Source organism: Streptomyces sp. NPDC104367 (assembly GCF_055583825.1).
In genome coordinates, this window is sequence record NZ_JBVJND010000038.1 from 15,877 (window position 1) to 32,615 (window position 16,739).

The 16,739-nt window shown below is 71.9% G+C and carries 16 protein-coding genes and 1 pseudogene; 6 read left to right on the top strand and 11 right to left on the bottom strand.

Annotation, left to right across the window (positions count from 1 at the left end):
* Window positions 1-13: 13 nt before the first annotated feature.
* The 8 genes from ACZ619_RS38665 to ACZ619_RS38700 all read right to left on the bottom strand — a co-directional run bounded on the left by ACZ619_RS38665 (window position 14) and on the right by ACZ619_RS38700 (window position 9,398).
* Window positions 14-1,399: a hypothetical protein gene (locus ACZ619_RS38665; RefSeq protein WP_469609483.1), complete on the bottom strand. Its 1,386-nt coding sequence runs from the start codon at window positions 1,397-1,399 to the stop codon at window positions 14-16.
* 180 nt (window positions 1,400-1,579) lie between these two features.
* Window positions 1,580-2,551, bottom strand: a complete 972-nt coding sequence (locus ACZ619_RS38670; protein ID WP_469609486.1) for an N-acetylglucosamine kinase — start codon at window positions 2,549-2,551, stop codon at window positions 1,580-1,582.
* Window positions 2,542-3,810: a 6-phospho-beta-glucosidase gene (locus tag ACZ619_RS38675; RefSeq protein WP_469609489.1), complete on the bottom strand. Its 1,269-nt coding sequence runs from the start codon at window positions 3,808-3,810 to the stop codon at window positions 2,542-2,544. Before ACZ619_RS38675 ends, ACZ619_RS38670 begins: the two co-directional genes overlap by 10 nt.
* A gap of 7 nt (window positions 3,811-3,817) precedes the next feature.
* Complete coding sequence (locus ACZ619_RS38680) at window positions 3,818-4,711, bottom strand: carbohydrate ABC transporter permease (RefSeq protein WP_469609492.1); 894 nt, start codon at window positions 4,709-4,711, stop codon at window positions 3,818-3,820.
* Between the two features lie 2 nt (window positions 4,712-4,713).
* On the bottom strand, window positions 4,714-5,655 hold the full coding sequence (locus ACZ619_RS38685; protein ID WP_469609495.1) for a carbohydrate ABC transporter permease: 942 nt from the start codon (window positions 5,653-5,655) through the stop codon (window positions 4,714-4,716).
* 2 nt (window positions 5,656-5,657) lie between these two features.
* On the bottom strand, window positions 5,658-7,010 hold the full coding sequence (locus tag ACZ619_RS38690) for an ABC transporter substrate-binding protein (RefSeq protein ID WP_469609498.1): 1,353 nt from the start codon (window positions 7,008-7,010) through the stop codon (window positions 5,658-5,660).
* A gap of 87 nt (window positions 7,011-7,097) precedes the next feature.
* Window positions 7,098-8,309, bottom strand: coding sequence for an ROK family transcriptional regulator (locus tag ACZ619_RS38695; RefSeq protein WP_469609501.1), 1,212 nt, complete (start codon window positions 8,307-8,309; stop codon window positions 7,098-7,100).
* A 255-nt stretch (window positions 8,310-8,564) separates the two neighbouring features.
* A complete protein-coding gene (locus ACZ619_RS38700) occupies window positions 8,565-9,398 on the bottom strand; it encodes a hypothetical protein (protein ID WP_469609504.1) in 834 nt (277 codons plus the stop codon).
* A 249-nt stretch (window positions 9,399-9,647) separates the two neighbouring features.
* Here ACZ619_RS38700 and ACZ619_RS38705 point away from each other — a divergent pair, with 249 nt between their 5' ends.
* Window positions 9,648-10,193: a hypothetical protein gene (locus ACZ619_RS38705; protein ID WP_469609507.1), complete on the top strand. Its 546-nt coding sequence runs from the start codon at window positions 9,648-9,650 to the stop codon at window positions 10,191-10,193.
* Window positions 10,190-10,834 (top strand): hypothetical protein, encoded by a 645-nt coding sequence (locus ACZ619_RS38710; protein WP_469609509.1) that lies wholly within the window; start codon window positions 10,190-10,192, stop codon window positions 10,832-10,834. Before ACZ619_RS38705 ends, ACZ619_RS38710 begins: the two co-directional genes overlap by 4 nt.
* Before the next feature lie 166 nt (window positions 10,835-11,000).
* On the opposite strand, the gene ACZ619_RS38715 is transcribed toward ACZ619_RS38710, so the two are convergent.
* Entirely contained in the window at window positions 11,001-12,104 is a 1,104-nt protein-coding gene (locus tag ACZ619_RS38715; RefSeq protein WP_469609512.1) for a mechanosensitive ion channel family protein, read from the bottom strand.
* Between the two features lie 324 nt (window positions 12,105-12,428).
* Between ACZ619_RS38715 and ACZ619_RS38720 the strand changes: the two genes are divergently transcribed.
* Entirely contained in the window at window positions 12,429-12,965 is a 537-nt protein-coding gene (locus tag ACZ619_RS38720) for an HNH endonuclease (protein WP_469609515.1), read from the top strand.
* A gap of 106 nt (window positions 12,966-13,071) precedes the next feature.
* Here ACZ619_RS38720 and ACZ619_RS38725 read toward each other — a convergent pair.
* Both ACZ619_RS38725 and ACZ619_RS38730 read right to left on the bottom strand, forming a co-directional pair.
* A pseudogene (locus tag ACZ619_RS38725) lies at window positions 13,072-13,416 on the bottom strand (ABC transporter permease); the annotation flags it as partial.
* Between the two features lie 14 nt (window positions 13,417-13,430).
* Entirely contained in the window at window positions 13,431-13,964 is a 534-nt protein-coding gene (locus ACZ619_RS38730) for a PadR family transcriptional regulator (protein WP_469609518.1), read from the bottom strand.
* 140 nt (window positions 13,965-14,104) lie between these two features.
* On the opposite strand from ACZ619_RS38730, the gene ACZ619_RS38735 reads away from it, so the two are divergent.
* The 3 genes from ACZ619_RS38735 (at window position 14,105) to ACZ619_RS38745 (ending at window position 16,702) form a co-directional block, all read left to right on the top strand.
* On the top strand, window positions 14,105-14,314 hold the full coding sequence (locus ACZ619_RS38735) for a hypothetical protein (protein ID WP_469609521.1): 210 nt from the start codon (window positions 14,105-14,107) through the stop codon (window positions 14,312-14,314).
* On the top strand, window positions 14,315-16,381 hold the full coding sequence (gene malQ / locus ACZ619_RS38740) for a 4-alpha-glucanotransferase (RefSeq protein WP_469609524.1): 2,067 nt from the start codon (window positions 14,315-14,317) through the stop codon (window positions 16,379-16,381).
* 69 nt (window positions 16,382-16,450) lie between these two features.
* Window positions 16,451-16,702: a hypothetical protein gene (locus tag ACZ619_RS38745; RefSeq protein WP_469609527.1), complete on the top strand. Its 252-nt coding sequence runs from the start codon at window positions 16,451-16,453 to the stop codon at window positions 16,700-16,702.
* Window positions 16,703-16,739 lie beyond the last annotated feature (37 nt).

Below are 16,739 nucleotides of genomic sequence, written 5' to 3' on the forward strand. Positions count from 1 at the left end.
GCCACGCCCCCTCTCACCGGTACTCCGAAAGCCTGCGCCCGATGCCGAACAGCGCGCCGGCCGCGGCCGCCACGCCCAGCATGGCGGCACCGACCGGCAGCCCGGTCAGCGCTTCCCGTCCGTCGGTGGCCCGCTCCTGGAACTCCTGCTCCTCGCGGGTCAACGCGGTGTCCAGGTTCTTGTCGACGCTTCTGAAACACTCGGCGGTGGCGTTCTTCGCGCCGATCACCCTGTCCAGCGCCGTCTGGTAGTCACCCCTCTCGTCCGCGTCGCGGGCGGCGGTGTGCCGTTCCTTCCACACCTGCATGTTCCCCTGGGCGGCCACGACGGGCTTGCTGCCGGCCGAGTCGTCCGCGAGCTTCGCGGCGTCGGCGAGGCCCTCGCCGAGGTCGTGCATGTCCTGGTCGAAGGAGAGGTAGTAGGCGTCGTACTCCTTGGTGCCGACCTTCTTGGTCACGGCCCCCCGGGACACCAGGCCCAGGTTCTCGTTCCCGCGCGCCTTCAGGGAGGCGATCCGGGCGTTGTGCAGCACGTTCAGCGAGCGGACACCGTGGTCGTAGGAGCCTTCCAGGCCGGCCCGGGCGAAGGTGTGGCCGACGACCAGCCACAGCAGCGTGACGACGGTCGCCGCGGAGGCCGCGACCAGGCCGTGGTTCAACAGCCGGTTGGTACGCCGGTAGTGGCGCAGCTGAGCCCAGCCGAGCGCGACGAGCGCGAGGACGCCGAGGACGATCGCCGCCCAGGGGTACGGGGTCGCGTCCGCGTAGTCGGACGACAGCCGCGCGTTCTCCTTCTGGTAGAGCTGCTGCGCCGCAGGCAGCATCTCGTCCTGCATCTTCTCGTTCGCGTACCGCAGGTAGGCGCCACCGACCGGGTAACCCTGCCGGTTGTACACCCGGGCCCGCTCCACGAGCCCCTTGTACTCCGGCAGCAGCTTGTTCAGCTTCGCGACGGCCGCCTCGGCGGGGGAGCCGGGCTCGGAGTTGGCGGCGGCGTTGACCAGCCCGGCGGCGGCGTTCCTGATGTCCCGCTCGTAGGTGTCGCGGGAGGCGGCCGTCTCCTGACCGCCCTCCAGGAACCCGCTGGACGCGGCGGTGTTGGCGTCCGCGAGCGACCGGTAGATGTCGGCCGCGCTCGAACTGAGCGGCTGGCTGCGGTGCAGCACGTCGTCGGCGGCGGCCGCGCGGTCGCTCATCTGCCAGGCCGTGACCGAGCCGAAGGCGACGATCAGCAGGGCGAGCACGGCACCGATGAGGCGGAGCCGGCCGGGCTCCGTCGTCGCCGCGACGCGTATCCGCTCGGCGCCCTCCGCGAACGCGGAACGCCGAGGGGGTGCCGGCACGGGCACGGCCGAGCCGTCTCCCGGCGGTGCCTCGCCGTTCTTCAGCGGGTGTGTCACTCGACCTCCCCCATGGTCATCCGGTCGCCGCGCCCAGTATCGCCGCCCGGACTGACATTCGGCACCGGCCTTCACTGGATCTTGATCGGATCGCAGTGGAACCCCTTCCCATGAACACGTCGGGGGAATCGGTTCGGTTCCGCAGGGGTGGTGCGGGGGCGCTCCGGCCCCCGCACACGGTCACCGCCCGAAGTACTCCCGCACCCTCTCCTGCGCGCCGGCCCCCGGCCCCACCGCGTCCAGGCCCAGCAGGGCGGCGCCCAGCACCGGCCGCGCCGTCACCACGCGCGGCACCGCCTTCGGCGCACGGGACGCGAGGAGTTCACGTACGCCGTCGTCGAGTTGCGGATGGCCGCCGGCCAGCACACCGCCGCCCAGCAGCACCGGGGTCTGCTCGTCCAGCAGTTCCAGCCGGGTCAGGGCCACCACGGACATGGTGACCACCTCGTCGGCCAGCCGGTCCACGAGCGCGCGGGCGACCGGATCGCCTGCGGCCGCCGTCGCGAACAGGACCGGGGTCAGCTCGTGCCGGCGGACCGGCTCGACCTCCTCCCGGTGCAGGGCCTCGATGAGCGCCGGCATACCGCCGTAGCCGAAGTGCGCGGGAAGGGCGCGGGCCAGGGCGGTGCCCTCGCCCCGGCCGTCCTCCGCGCGGGCCGCGTGCCACAGCGCCTCCTCGGCCAGCCCCCAGCCGCCGCCCCAGTCACCGGAGATGCGGCCGAGCGCCGGGAAGCGGGCGGTGCGGCCGTCGGGGCGCATGCCGACGCAGTTGATGCCCGCGCCGCACACCACGGCGACACCGCGCGGCTCGCTCACCCCGGCCCGCAGGATCGCGAAGGTGTCGTTGCGGACCGTCACCGTCGTGCCCCACGCGCGCGTGCCCAGCGCCGCGGCCAGTTGCTCCTCCTCGAAGGGGAAGTCGGCGTTGGCCAGACACGCCGAGACATGCGCGACGGAGCCGACCCCGGCGGCGGCGTACGCCTCGGTGACCGCCGCCGCCACCTCGTCCACGGCCTGCTCGACGCCCACCACCGGCGGGCGGAAGCCGCCGCCGCGGGCCGTGGCGAGGACCTCGCCGTCCGCTGCCACCACCGCGACGTCGGTCTTGCTGTTGCCCGCGTCGATGGCGAGGACGCTTGCGGTCAGGCCCACGCGAGGTGCTCCCGGTTGTGCGCGATCAGACGGTCCGTCAGGGCGTCGGCGTACGCGTACTGGCCGACCAGGGGGTGCGCCAGCAGGGCCCGGAAGACCCGGTCGCGGCCGCCGTGCAGCGCCGCCTGGAGCGCCAGCTCCTCGTACGCCGTCACGTTCGCCACCAGGCCGGCGAAGAGCGGGTCGACGTCCGGGACGGACATCGGCACCGGGCCGTTCGCGCCCACCGCCGCCTGCACCTCGATCACCGCGTCGTCGGGCAGGAACGGCAGCGTGCCGTCGTTGTACGTGTTCACCACCTGGTAGGGGTTCCCGCCGCCGCCGAGCAGCGCCGCGGCCAGGTCGACCGCCGCCTCCGAGTAGTAGGCGCCGCCCCGCTTGGCGAGCAGCGCCGGCTTCTCGTCGATGGCCGGGTCGCCGTACATCTCCAGCAGCTGCTTCTCCATGGCCGCCACCTCGGCGGCCCGCGAGGGCTTGGTGCCCAGCTCCCGTACGACCTCGTCGTGCGCGTAGTAGTAGCGCAGGTAGTAGGAGGGGATCACCCCGCCCAGACGGTCCAGGAGCGCCGGGGGCAGTCTCAGGTCGGCGGCGATCGTCCCGCCGTGCTCCGCGAGCAGCTTGGGCAGGACGTCCTCGCCCCCGGGGCCGCCGAGGCGGACCGCCGTCTCCCAGGTGAGGTGGTTGAGGCCGACGTGGTCGAGGTGGACCTCGGACGGCGTGGTGCCGAGCAGGTCCGCGAACTTCCGCTGGAAGCCGATCGCCACGTTGCACAGCCCGACCGCCCGGTGGCCCGCCCGGAGCAGCGCGCGGGTCACGATCCCCACCGGGTTGGTGAAGTCGATGATCCAGGCGTCCGGGCTGGCACGGCGGACGCGTTCGGCGATGTCCAGGACGACGGGCACGGTGCGCAGGGCCTTCGCCAGGCCGCCGGCGCCGGTCGTCTCCTGGCCGATGCAGCCGCACTCCAGCGGCCAGGTCTCGTCCCGCTGCCTGGCGGCCTGGCCGCCCACCCGCAGCTGGAGCAGTACCGCGTCCGCGTCCGCCACGCCCGCGTCCAGGTCGGACGTGGTGACGACCCGGCCGGCGTGCCCCTGCCGGGCGAAGATACGGCGGGCCAGTCCGCCCACCAGCTCCAGGCGTTCGGCGGCCGGGTCCACCAGCACCAGTTCCTCGACGGGCAGGGTGTCCCTGAGCCGCGCGAAGCCGTCGACGAGTTCGGGGGTGTAGGTCGAGCCTCCGCCGACCACAGTGAGTTTCATACCTGGGTTAACCCTTCACTCCGGTGAGCGTGACGCCCTCGACGAACGCCTTCTGGGCGAAGAAGAACACGAGGATCACGGGGGCCATGACCAGTACGGTCGCGGCCATGGTCAGGTTCCAGTCGGTGTGGTGCATGCCCTTGAACGACTCCAGGCCGTAGGACAGTGTCCAGGCGCCCGGGTTCTCGGACGCGTAGATCTGCGGCCCGAAGTAGTCGTTCCAGGCGCAGAAGAACTGGAACAGCGCCACCGCGGCGATGCCCGGCTTCGCCATCGGCGTCACCACGCGCAGCAGCGTCCCGAGGTCCCCGCAGCCGTCCACCTTCGCCGCGTCCAGGTACTCGTTCGGGATCGTCATCAGGAACTGGCGCAGCAGGAAGACGGAGAACGCGTCGCCGAACGCCATCGGCACGATCAGCGGCCACAGGGTGCCGGAGAGGTCCAGCTGCTTCGCCCAGAACAGGTACATCGGAATGATGATCACCTGCGGCGGCAGCATCATCATCGAGATCACCAGCATCAGGGACAGATCGCGGCCCCGGAAGCGGAACTTGGCGAGCGCGTACGCCACCGGGAGCGAGGACACGACGGTCAGGACGGTACCCAGACCGGCGTAGAACAGTGTGTTCCGCCACCAGGTCAGGAAACCCGGTGTGCCGAGGACCTTCCGGTAGTTGCCCCATTCCCAGGTGTGCGGGATCAGGTCCCGGCTCAGTGCCTGGCTGTCGCTCATCAGCGAGGTCAGGAGGACGAAGACGAACGGCAGCGTGAAGAACAGGGCGGCGGCGACACCGAGCGAGTGCACCGCCACCCAGTTCAGCAACGCCTGGCGGCGGGCCGTGCGTTCGGCGCCCGACCTCGGCGCCGTCAGCTCCGCCGGCCGGTCCGGCACATGAGTCATCGTCAGTCACCTGCCTGGATGAGACCGCCCCGGCGCCGCATCAGGATCGCGGTGAACGCCAGGGACAGGGCGAAGAGGACCAGGGCGACGACACACGCGGAGCCGTAGTCGAAGCGCTGGAAGCCGAGGTTGTAGACGAGCTGGGGAAGGGTGAGCGTCGACTTCTCCGGATAACCGGGCTCGAACTGCGTACCGGCGCCCTGGATCACCCCCGAGGCGACCTTTCCGGCGATGAGCGGCTGTGTGTAGTACTGCATCGCCTGGATGACACCCGTGACGACCGCGAACATCACGATCGGCGAGATGTTCGGGAGCGTGACGAACCGGAACCGCTGCCACGCCGACGCGCCGTCGAGTTCCGCCGCCTCGTACTGTTCCTTCGGTACGTCGAGCAGCGCGGCCATGAAGACGACCATCAGGTCGCCGACGCCCCACAGGGCCAGCAGGGTCAGGGCCGGCTTGGACCACGTGGGGTCGTTGAACCAGCCCGGGGCCGGGATGCCGACTTTCTCCAGGACCGAGTTGACCGGTCCCGTACCCGGGTTGAGGAGGAACGCGAACGCCATGGTCGCCGCCACCGGCGGGGCCAGGTACGGCAGGTAGAAGAGGGTGCGGAAGATTCCGGTGCCTGTTTTTATCTTCGTGATGAGCAGGCCGATGCCGAGGCCGAAGACGACCCGCAGCGAGACCGTCACGACCACGAGCCACAGGGTGTTGCGCATCGCGGGCCAGAAGAAGGGATAGTGCTCGAAGACGTACGTCCAGTTCTTCGTGCCGCTCCACGTCGGCGGTCTGAAACCGTCGTAGTGCATGAACGAGAAATAGACCGTCGAGATCAGCGGATACGCGAAGAAGACCGTGAAGCCGATCAGCCAGGGCGACATGAAAGCGGCCGTACGAAGCGCCGACCGGCGGCGCTTCGACGCCGGCGTGACGGTGCTCATCGCTACTTCGCCTGCGCGATGTCCGTGTCGATCTGCGCGGCGGCCTGCTTCAGGCCCGCCTTCAGGTCGGTGACCTTGCCGCTCTCGTAGTCGTAGCCGAGCTGCTGGACGGTCGTCAGGTACACACCGCCGTTGACCGAGGCGGGTGCCGTGGTGGAGTTCGGGTCCGCGGCGATGTCCAGGAACGTCTTGAACCGCGGGTCGTACTTCAGCTTCGGCGACTTGAGCGCGGCCAGCGTCGAGGGAACGTTGTGGATGGCGTTGGAGAAGGCCACCACCGCGTCCGTGTCGGTGCTGATGTACTTCACGAACTCCCAGGCCGCGTTCTGCTTCCTGCTGGTCGCGGCGATACCGGCGATGGTGCCGGTGATGTAGCCCTTGCCGTACTGGGCGACCTGGTCGTCGGGGACCGGCAGCGGCGCGACGCCGATGTCGAAGTCGGTCTTCGCGTCCACGGCCATGCCGAGCCGCCACTCGCCGTCGAGCTGCATGGCGACCTGGCCGGTCTGGAAGGGGTGCCTGGGGCCCCACTCGTCGCCCAGGGTGGCCCGGAACCGCTCCAGCTTCTGGTAGCCGCCGAGTCCGTCGACGAGCTTCTTCTGGACCGTGAAGGCGTCGGCGAAGGCCGGGTCCTTCGCCACGTTCGAGCTGCCCGCGCTGTCGAAGTACGTCGGCGAGAACTGCCCGAGGTAGTGCTCGGTGGTGGTCTCCCAGCCGTGGTAGTCCGGCATGAAACCGAGCTGCCTGTAGCCATCGTCTTGACTTATGGTCAATTTTTTCGCGTCGGTCTCGAATTCCGACCAGGTTTTCGGCGGGCTGGTGATGCCGGCGGCCTTGAACGCCGTCTTGTTGTAGTAGAGGCCGTAAGCGTCCCCGAGCAGCGGCACCGAACAGCGGTCGCCGTCGAACTGGGTGTACTCGTTCATCGCCTTCGGGAACGTCGACTGCGCGTCGATGCCCGACTTCTCGAAGAAGGGGTTCAGGTCGACCAGCGCGCCCGACGAGCAGAACTTGCCGACGCTGTTGGTGGTGAAGGACGAGATGACGTCCGGCGCCTTGTCGCCGCCCGTGCGCAGCGCCTGGTTGATCTTGTCGTCGGTCATGTTGCCGACCACGTCGACATGGATGCCGGGGTGCGCCTTCTCGAAGCCGGCGATCAGCGCGTCGACCGCCTTCACCTCGCTCGGTGCGCTCCAGGCGTGCCAGAAGTTGATGGTGGTGTCCGTGGAGGCGTCGTCCGAGGCGCCGGAGGAGGTCTGGCCGGTACAGGCGGTGGTGAGCAGGGCCAGCGAACTGGCCAGCACGGTCATGGCAAAAGCCGTCTTTCGGACGGCGAAGGGTATGGCTTCGGGCATGGCGGGATCTCCCAGGGACGGGCGGTGAGGAAGGGACCGGTGCGGGGTCCGGAGGGGGAAGAGCCGGTGCGGGGGTCTGAAAGGGGATCAGCGCGAGGTGTCGAAGACCTCGTCGCGGGTGGTCGCGAGCGCGCTCTCCAGCGCGCCGCGCAGCACGGGACAGATGCGGACGTCACCGACGACGAGCCGCGGCCGGGCGGCCGCCAGCTCCTCCAGCTCGGCCTGGACCAGCGCGCGCAGCACCTCGCCGCCGGAGGCCAGCACGGTGCCGCTGAGGACGACGAGTTCGGGGTCGAGGACCGAGACCAGCGAGGCGAGACCGGTGGCGAGCCGGGTCGCGTAGGTCCGCAGCAACCGGTGGTAGGGCCCGCTCGCGTGGTCGGCCGCGCGGGCGATGATCTCGGCGGCGGCCTCGGTGTACGGGCCGGAGGGCAGGTTCTCGATGCCGAGCTCGCGGGCGAGCCGGGGCACCGCCTGCGAGCCGGCGAGTTCCTGGTAGCCGCCGCTGTTGGCCTTGGTGACCTGGCGGACCAGCGGGGTGCCCGGCACCGGCAGGAAGCCGACCTCGCCGGCGCCGCCGGTCCAGCCGCGGTGCAGCCGGCCGCCGAGGACCAGGGCGGCGCCGAGGCCCTCCTGGTTCCACAGCAGCACGAAGTCGCCGTGGCCGCGGGCGGCGCCGAGCCGCTGTTCGGCGACGGCGGCGAGGTTGACGTCGTTCTCGTACTCGACGGGCATCGGCAGCGCGGCGGCGAGTTCGTCGAGCAGCGCGGGGGAGTGCCAGCCGGGCAGGTGCGAGGCGTAGCGCAGCCGGCCGGTGTTGGGGTCGAAGGCGCCCGGGGTGCCGATGACGACCCGGTGGACGTCGTCGCGGGCCAGTCCGGCCGCCTTCACCGCGCCGTCGAGGGCGTCGGTGACCTGCCGTACGACGGACTGCGCGGGGCGCCTGCCCGGGGTCACCAGTTCGTACTCGCCGACGGTGCGGCCGGTGACGTCGGCGACGGCGGCGCGGATCCGGCCCGGCGTGACGTCGAGTCCGGCGGCGTGCGCGGTGGCCGGGTTCACCGAGTACAGCTGGGCGTTGGGCCCCGGGCGGCCCTCGCTCGTCCCGGTCGCCAGCACCAGGCCGACCGCCTCCAGGCGGGCCAGCAGCTGCGAGGCGGTCGGCTTCGAGAGGCCGGTGAGCTTGCCGATGCGGGTGCGCGAGAGCGGGCCGTGCTCCAGCAGCAGGTCGAGTGCGGCGCGGTCGTTCATGGCGCGCAGCACGCGCGGAGTGCCCGGCGTACCGGCTGTTCCTGCCATGTGAGTCGACACCTGCCTTTCCAGCCGCTCAGTTTCCCAGTGATCAGGACGATCGGTCCAGCCGGATGACCTGCCGGAGCCGCTCTCCTTTGATCACTGTTAGGAAAGTTTCCTGTTGGCTGGAAAAGTAGGCCGCCGGGACGGGGGCGTCAAGAGCCCGCCGGGTCGGCGATCCGGTCGTCACCCGCCCACGGACACGGGAAGGGCCCGCCCGGGGAGACCGGGCGGGCCCTGTGACGCGGGACGGTGAGGGTGTTACTTGACCTTGATGTAGTCGCCGGCGGCCTTCGCCGCCGCGGTGGTCGACGTACCCGCGAAGACGTAGCGGTAGTAACCGCTCTTCGACGCCTTCACCGTGGTGGACAGCTTGCCGCCGGTGCCGGACGTGATGCCCTTGACGTTCGTGTACGCCGTGCTGCCCGCGGCGCGGAACTGAAGGACGGCCTTCTGGCCCTTGTAGCCCTTGTAGGCGACCGCGTCCCAGTCCGCCCGGCTCAGCTTGCCCTTGACCGTGATCGTCCTGCCCTTGGCGACCGGTTCCGGCGAGGCGTCGGCCGTCACCTTGGCGGCGCGCTGCACCTTCGCGGTGCCGAGGTTGCCCCAGATGGCGATGCCGGCGTTGTAGCTGAGGAAGTCGTCCGTGCTGGTGCTGTCGCTGTAGCCGTAGATGCCGCCGGCCTTCCAGGTGCCGGCGTCCGCGGCCTCGAACAGGTCGCCCTCGGGATCGATGGTGATCTTCTCGGTGCAGCTCGCGGTGACGGTCGTCTCCGTCGTGGCCGTCGTCGTGCAGGTGGGCACGTCGTAGGGCCCGACCATGTTCTGGAGCGACTTCAGGGTGCCGCGGTAGAGGATCACTCCCGCGTAGTCGGTGCCGTTGTCGAGCGTCACGCCGACGGGCCGGGTCACCGTGTACGTCACCGGCACCCGCACCGTCTTGGTGGTGCCGACCACGATGGCCTTGCCGCTGTTCACCTTCACGTCGGTGAACGTCAGGTCGGGCGTGCTGGTGGCCGCGGAGGCGGCGGGCGCCGCGATGCCGGCCACGGCCAGGGCGCCGGACAGGGCGGCGCCTATGGCGAGCTTTCTCATGTGTCCCCACATTCGGAACGGGCCCCCGGGCGGCGTCGCGCTCCAGAACAAGGACCCGTAATGCGGCGACACTAGATCATCACGAGGAGGCGGGGAATGCGCGGGTTATGTGAAGGGGATGAGAATCCGGCCGCTCCCGAATTCTTGATCACGGCTGCGTCACGATCCGCGTCCGCGCTGGTCGGAAGGGTTCCTCTCACAGTTTCCTGCTCTTTGATCCCGACACCGACCGGGAGAGCGGGGATTCGTATGGCCCACCGAGGGCGGCTGTTCGTACGGTTGGTGCGGAGCACACTCGTCAGCTGTCCGCAGGTGATGCTGATGCTGTACGTCATCGGCTTCAGCGGCCACGGCGTCTCCTGGTCGTCCCTGGGGGCGGCGGTCGAGCTGCCGGTCCTGTGGACGCTGTGCTCCCTGCTGTGGGCGGCCCGGCGGACCTGGGTGCTGGCCCGCGCGGCGCGCCGACTGGGCGTCGAGGTGTCCGAGAGCGTTCTGGACGACGTCCAGAGCCACACCCTGACCGGCGTACCGCGCTCCCTCGCCCGCGCCGAACTGGCCGTGGCCCGGCGGGCGTCCGGGCTCGACGACGGCGACCCGCTGTGCTTCGGCCGGCGTCCGCTGCGGGTGTGGGCGCGGGCCGACGGGTCGGTCACCTTCGACGCGGCCGCGGGAGAGGCGCGCATCGAGCTCCGCGCGGGCAAGGGTTTCAAGGCCGGCGTCCCGGTCTTCCACGGAGCGGTCTTCATCGCCCTCTGCCAGACGGTCCGCACGCTGGACCCCGGGAGCGCGAGATGAGGCGGCGTCACCTGGCCGCGCTGCTCGGCGCACTCGTCCTGGCGGCGAGCGGCTGCACCACGACGGCGGCGCGGCCCGCGGCGAAGACCGGGACCACGCCCTCGGCGTCCGCCACTACGCCCTCGGCGTCCGCCACCACCCGCGCCTGTCCGGGCGGGACCTTCCGGTGGGCCGGGGTGAGCCGGGAGACCCGGCTCACCGAGATCTCCCCGGTCGTGACGGTGAAGGAGGGCGACCACCGCTCGATCACCTTCCGCACCCGGCTCGTCCGCGACATCGTGCCGCGCGTCGACACCAGCGACGGCAGCCTCTCCGCGCACCGTGTCCTGGCCGCGCTCGCCGCGCACCTCAAGGGCTTCGACATCGGGATGTTCGCGGTCCCGGGCGAGGACTCGGCCGCGCGGGAACGCGGCTCGGTCACGATGGGGCCGCTGACCCACGGCGGGCGCTTCGTGCAGGCCGAGGGCGTGTGGGTGGTCGAGGCGGTCTTCACCGTCTCCTGCCCCGGCCGTCAGGTGTACGGCAGCGTGCGCACGTGGATGGGCGACAGCATGGCCTCCCTGGCCTGCGGCGCCGACCCCGGTGACGAGCCCTGGGTCAGGGAGGCCTACCGGCTCTCCTGCGGCGGCACCACGCCCTGAACCGCCCGCGGCTCCCCGCCCGCGGCCGGTCTCCCCGGCGTCCGTGCGTCCGGGGCGCGGCCGGTCCCTCCTGCGTCCGTGCGTCCGGGGCGCGGCCGGTCTCCCCTGCGTCCCTGTATCCGGGGCGCCGTCTGTCTCCCCGGCGCCCCTGCGTCCCGCGTCCCGTCTACTTCCCGGCTGTCGCCGACCGCTGCGGAGTGATCGGCGCCGTGGCCGCCACCTGCGGGGAGTCCGCGTTGGAGAAGGCCGACGGCGCGGCCACGGAGTCCGTCGGGTCAGGGAGCTCGTCCTGCGAGGCCGAGACCGGCGCCCCGCCGACGATCCGGATGTCCGCCGCGTCGAACGCCCGCTTGATCCGCCAGCGCAGCTCGCGCTCCACGGTCGTCGCCTTGCCCGGCATGGTCTTGGCGGAGAGGCGGACGACCATCGAGTCGATGAGGACGGAGTCCAGGCCGAGGATCTGGATCGGGCCCCACAGCAGCTCGTTCCAGGGCTCCTCCTTGGCCATCTTCTCGGCGACCTCGTCGAGCGTGGCGCGGACCTTGTCGAGGTCCTCGGCCGGCCGCAGGGTGACGTCGACGCCGGCCGTGGCCCAGCCCTGCGAGAGGTTGCCGATGCGCTTGACCTCGCCGTTGCGGACGTACCAGATCTCGCCCTTGTCGCCGCGCAGCTTGGTCACCCGCAGACCCACCTCGATCACCTCGCCGGAGGCGACCCCCGCGTCGATCGAGTCACCGACGCCGTACTGGTCCTCCAGGATCATGAAGACGCCGGACAGGAAGTCCGTGACCAGGTTGCGGGCGCCGAAACCGATCGCCACACCGGCGACACCGGCCGAGGCCAGCAGCGGCGCGAGGTTGATCTGGAAGGCGGACAGCACGGTCAGCGCGGCCGTGCCCAGGATCACGAAGCTCGCCATCGACCGCAGCACGGACCCGATCGCCTGCGACCGCTGCCGCCGCCGCTCCGCGTTGACCAGCAGCCCTCCGAGGGTGGTGCCCTCCGCCGACTCGGCCGTGCGGTTCATCCGGTCGATGAGCTTGGTTATCGACCGGAGCACGACCCTTCTGAGCAGCACCGCCACCACCAGGATCAGCAGCACCCGCAGACCGATCGCGAGCCAGGTCGACCAGTTCTGCTCGACCCAGCTGGCGGCGTTCGTGGCGCTCTCCTGGGCGTCCTGGAGCGTGGGCACGGTCGGGGTCGACGATCCCGAGGGCGTCGGCGACGGCGACGAACCGGCGGCCAGTAGGACGGCGGGCAAGGACACGGCGGGTACCTCCAGGCGGTGCGGTACTGCCCCCGGTGCGGCGATCAAGGTCAGGTCAGGCGTTCAAGGTCACGAAAAGGTCACCGGACGGGCAGGATCACCACACTAACGGGGCATTGCGTGTGCACCGGACCGTTACGAGAAGGAGAGACCGTGCTCACGCCCGCTTGAACAGGGCGGTCGCCGGGGGATGAATGCGGTGTGGTCGAAAACACTCCCAGCCCGTTACCGGGACATGGTGGCGCGTCCACCAGGCAAGAGGGGAGACTGGCCACAGATCGTCCCGGCGCGAGCCACGCGCCGCCGACGCCCAAGGAGGCACCCGTGCCGCATGTCCTGGTCCTCAACGCGTCGTACGAGCCGCTCGGCGTCGTACCGCTCCGCCGCGCGCTCATCCTCGTCCTGGAGAACAAGGCTGTCGCCTTGGAGGAATCCGGCGCCTATATGCACAGCGCGACCGTCACAGTCCCCGCACCCAGCGTGGTCCGGCTCAAGCGATTCGTACGGGTTCCCTACCGGGGGCCCGTTCCTCTTACCCGCCGGGCGCTGTTCGCCCGGGACGGGGGCCGGTGCATGTACTGCGGTGGCGTCGCAACCAGCGTCGACCACGTCATCCCGCGCAGTCGCGGGGGTCAGCACGTCTGGGACAACGTGGTGGCGTCCTGCCGCCGCTGCAACCACGTCAAGGCCGACCGCCATCTCGTCGAGATCGGCTGGCGGCTGCGGCACAAACCGGCCCCGCCCACCGGACTGGCCTGGCGCATCATCGGCACCGGCCATAGGGACCCGCGCTGGCTGCCGTACTTGCAGCCCTACGGCGCGGACGACGCCCTGGCCCGGATCGACGGCATATCCGCCTGACGATCCGGGCCTTCGCACACCCTGTGGCCGCCGGCTCGGCCACGGGGTCCTTCGGGACGCGCGGGCTCCGGCCCCGGCGTTCCCCTGCCGAAGGCCGGTCCGGCGGTCACGCGTAACGCAGCTCCGCCGGGCGCACCGAGCGGCGCAGCAGGGGCAGCGAGGTGGCCGCGGCGAGCAGACCGCACCCGTACACGCCCACCGGCACCAGCAGCGCCGCGTACGGCACGCCCGCGTCGGCTCGCTCCCCGACGAGGGCGGAGTACCAGACACCGATCCCCATGCCGCCTACGCCCGCCACCGCGACCGCGGGGAGCAGCGGCAGCGCGGTCTCCAGCAGCAGCGCCCGGGCCAGCACCCCGTACGGCACCCCGGCGGCGGTCTGGACCGCCAGGCCCCGGCGCCGGGTGGCCAGAGACTCCGCGGTGCCCACGGCGAGGGCCGACAGCGCGAGTGTCCCCCTGGTGCTCATGCTGAGTCGACCTCCGCGGTCAAAGTGGTGAGCCGGGCCGCCGTCGTGGTCATCCAGCGGAGGTCGGCGTCGAGGTGGTTGAGGGCGAAGTCCGCCGAGAGCACGGTCGTCAGGTCGGCCGTGCGCGCCGTCTTGACGGCGGTGAGCTCCCGCATCCGCTCCATGTGCGCGGCGCGCTGGTCGCGGAGGTAGGCGGCCGGGTCCCCGCCGGCGAGGATCGACACCACGACCTTGGCGAAGATCTCGTTCGCCACGAACGGTGCCGGCGGGGTGATCGCCCCCGCCCACCGGGCCAGTTCGTGCGCGCCCGCCTCCGTCGAGCGGTAGCGGGTGCGCTCCGGTCCGCCGTCGGCGTCGGTGCCCTCGACCTCCGCGAGGCCGTCGCGGACCAGGCGTTGCAGGGTCGTGTAGACCTGTCCGTAGGCCAGCGGGCGGGCCTGCGGGAAGCGTTCGTCGTGGCGCCGCTTGAGGTCGTAGCCATGACTCGGGCCGGCCTCCAGCAGTCCCAGGAGGATGTGCCGGGTGCTCATGGAGATCAGTATGCACTGGGTACATGTACTGAGTGAATAGTCTCTCCGGCTTCCGTCGAGAGTGCCGTCCCGCTCACTGGGTAGGCCTGCCATGAGCCGGCACCCGCCGCCGTACCCGACGAAACGACGAGGAGGCCACCGTGGCCGCAGCGGTTCATCATCCGATCCCGGCCCAGTTCAAACCCGCGACACGGACCGAGGAGGAGCCGCACGTCTGCGTCTTCAGCGCCGAGGGCGCCTGTGCCGAGGCCCCGCTGACCAGCGAGCCGCCGCTGCCCGAGGCCGAGCCCCTCACCAGCGAGCCGCCGCTCGCCGCCGTGGTCCCGCTGACCAGCGAGCCGGGGTTGTAGATGGGCCGAGCCGCTCCTCTCGACGAGGAGCTGTCCCGGCTGGCGGAGCTGCACGGTGTCGCCACCTCCTACCGCCCCTCCCCGGACCGTACGGTCGCGGCCTCCGCCGGTGCCGTGATCGCCGTACTGGGCGCCCTGGGCGTCGACGCGAGCCGCCCGGAGGCGGTCCGCGCCGCCCTCGCCGACCGCGAGCGCGAACTCGCCGGACGGCTGCTGCCGCCGACGGTCGTCCACTGGGCGGGCGCCGGCGAGATCTCCCTCGGCCTGCCCGCCGGCACCCGGGTCGAGGTGCGCACGGAGCAGGGCGAGACCCGCGACCACGTCCGTGACCTGCCGCTCGGCGTCCATCTGCTGACCGCCGACGCCCCCGACGGCCGTACCGCGCGCGTCCACCTCGTGGTCGCCCCCGACCGGCTGCCCACGCCCGCCACCCGCTCCTGCGGCCTGCTCGTCCAGCTCTACTCGCTGCTCTCCGAGCGCTCCTGGGGCATGGGCGACCTCGGTGACCTCGCCGAGCTGGCCGACTGGGCCGGACGCACCGCCGGGGCGGGGTTCGTCCAGGTCAACCCCTTGCACGCGGCCGTGCCCGGGGCCCCCGGCGGTGCGACCGACCCCTCCCCGTACCGCCCCTCCTCCCGCCGCTTCCCCGACCCGGTGCACCTGCGTCCTGAGTCCGTCCCCGAGTACGCCGGCGTCCGCGTCCCCGCGTTCGCCGAACGCGCCGCCCGGCTGCGCTCCGCCGTCCTCGACCGGGGCGCGCTCATCGACCGGGACGCCGTGTGGGAGCTGAAGCGGGAGGCGCTGGAGGCGGTGGCCGCCGTACCGCTCGGAGCGGCGCGGCAGGCCGAGTACGACGCCTTCCGCGCGGAGCAGGGCGAGGCGCTGGAGGACCACGCCACCTGGTACGCCCTCGCGGAGGAGTACGGCCCCGACTGGCAGCGGTGGCCGGAGGGCCTGCGGGACCCCCGCTCGCCCGAGACCGCCCGCGCCCGCGCCGGACTGCGCGACCGGGTCGCTCTCCACTCCCTGCTCGCCTGGCTCACCGACACCCAGCTCGTCGCCGCCCAGCGCGCCGCCCGGGACGCCGGGATGCCGGTCGGGATCGTGCACGACCTCGCGGTCGGAGTGCACCCCGGGGGCGCGGACGCCTGGGCGCAGGGCGAGTTCTTCGCCGCCGGGATGTCGGTGGGCGCCCCGCCCGACGCGTTCAACGCCCGCGGCCAGGACTGGGGCCTGCCGCCCTGGCGCCCCGACCGCCTCGCCGCCTCCGGCCACGCCCCCTTCCGCCGGCTCCTGCGCGCCCTCTTCCGCTACGCCGGCGCCCTGCGCATCGACCATGTGATGGGCCTGTTCCGGCTCTGGTGGGTGCCGCAGGGCGGCCCGCCCACCGAGGGCGCGTACGTCCGTTACGACGCCGAGGCCCTGCTCGCGCTGCTGGCCCTGGAGGCGACCCGGGCGGGCGCGCTGGTGATCGGGGAGGACCTGGGCACGGTGGAGCCGGGGGTGCGCGAGACGCTGCAACGGCGCGGGGTGCTCGGCACCTCCGTCCTCTGGTTCGAACGGGACTGGGAGGGCGACGGCCGTCCGCTCGCCCCGGACCGCTGGCGCGCCGACTGCCTCGCCACCGCCACCACCCACGACCTGCCGTCCACCGCGGCCCGGCTCACCGGCGAGCACGTCGGACTCCGCGACCGGCTCGGTCTGCTGACCCGCCCGGTGGCCGAGGAGCGGGCCGAGGCGGCCGCCGACACCGCGGAGTGGCTGGCCCTGCTGACCCGCCTCGGGCTGCTCGCCGAGTCCGAGGCCCGCGACGAGGAGGCCGGGATCCGCGCCGTCCACCGCTTCCTGCTGCGCACCCCGGCCCGCATGATCGGTGTCTGGCTCCCCGACACCGTCGGCGACCGCCGCCCGCAGAACCTCCCCGGCACCTGGGACCAGTACCCGAACTGGCGTCTGCCGGTCGCCGACGCCAAGGGCCGCCCGGTGACCCTGGAGGAGCTGATGGCGTCGGGGCGGGTGCGGGACCTGCTGGAGGTGCTGACCGGGCACGGCCCGTCCGGCGGGTGAGCGCGAGGGGCGCCTCGTACGGGTACCCCGGACGCGCGCCCCTCAGGTCGGCCCGCTAACTTTGGCACCGTGGACAAGAAGAACGCCCTGCGCGCCGGCGCCCTGGCTGCCGGTACGACGCTGATGATGCTGCTCATGTCGTCCCCCGCGCTCGCGCTCACGCGCGACGACGGCGACGACCCCGGCCCGGGTCTGAGCGTCGGCGCGACGCTGGGCCTCTACGTCCTGACCCCGCTCGTGCTGTTCGCGGTCATCGCCGGCCTGGTGATGGTGCTGGACAAGTCCACGCTCCGGGTCACCAAGCCGAAGTCCAAGGCCTGAGCCCAGGCTTCACCGCGCCACCGAGGGCGCCGGTCTC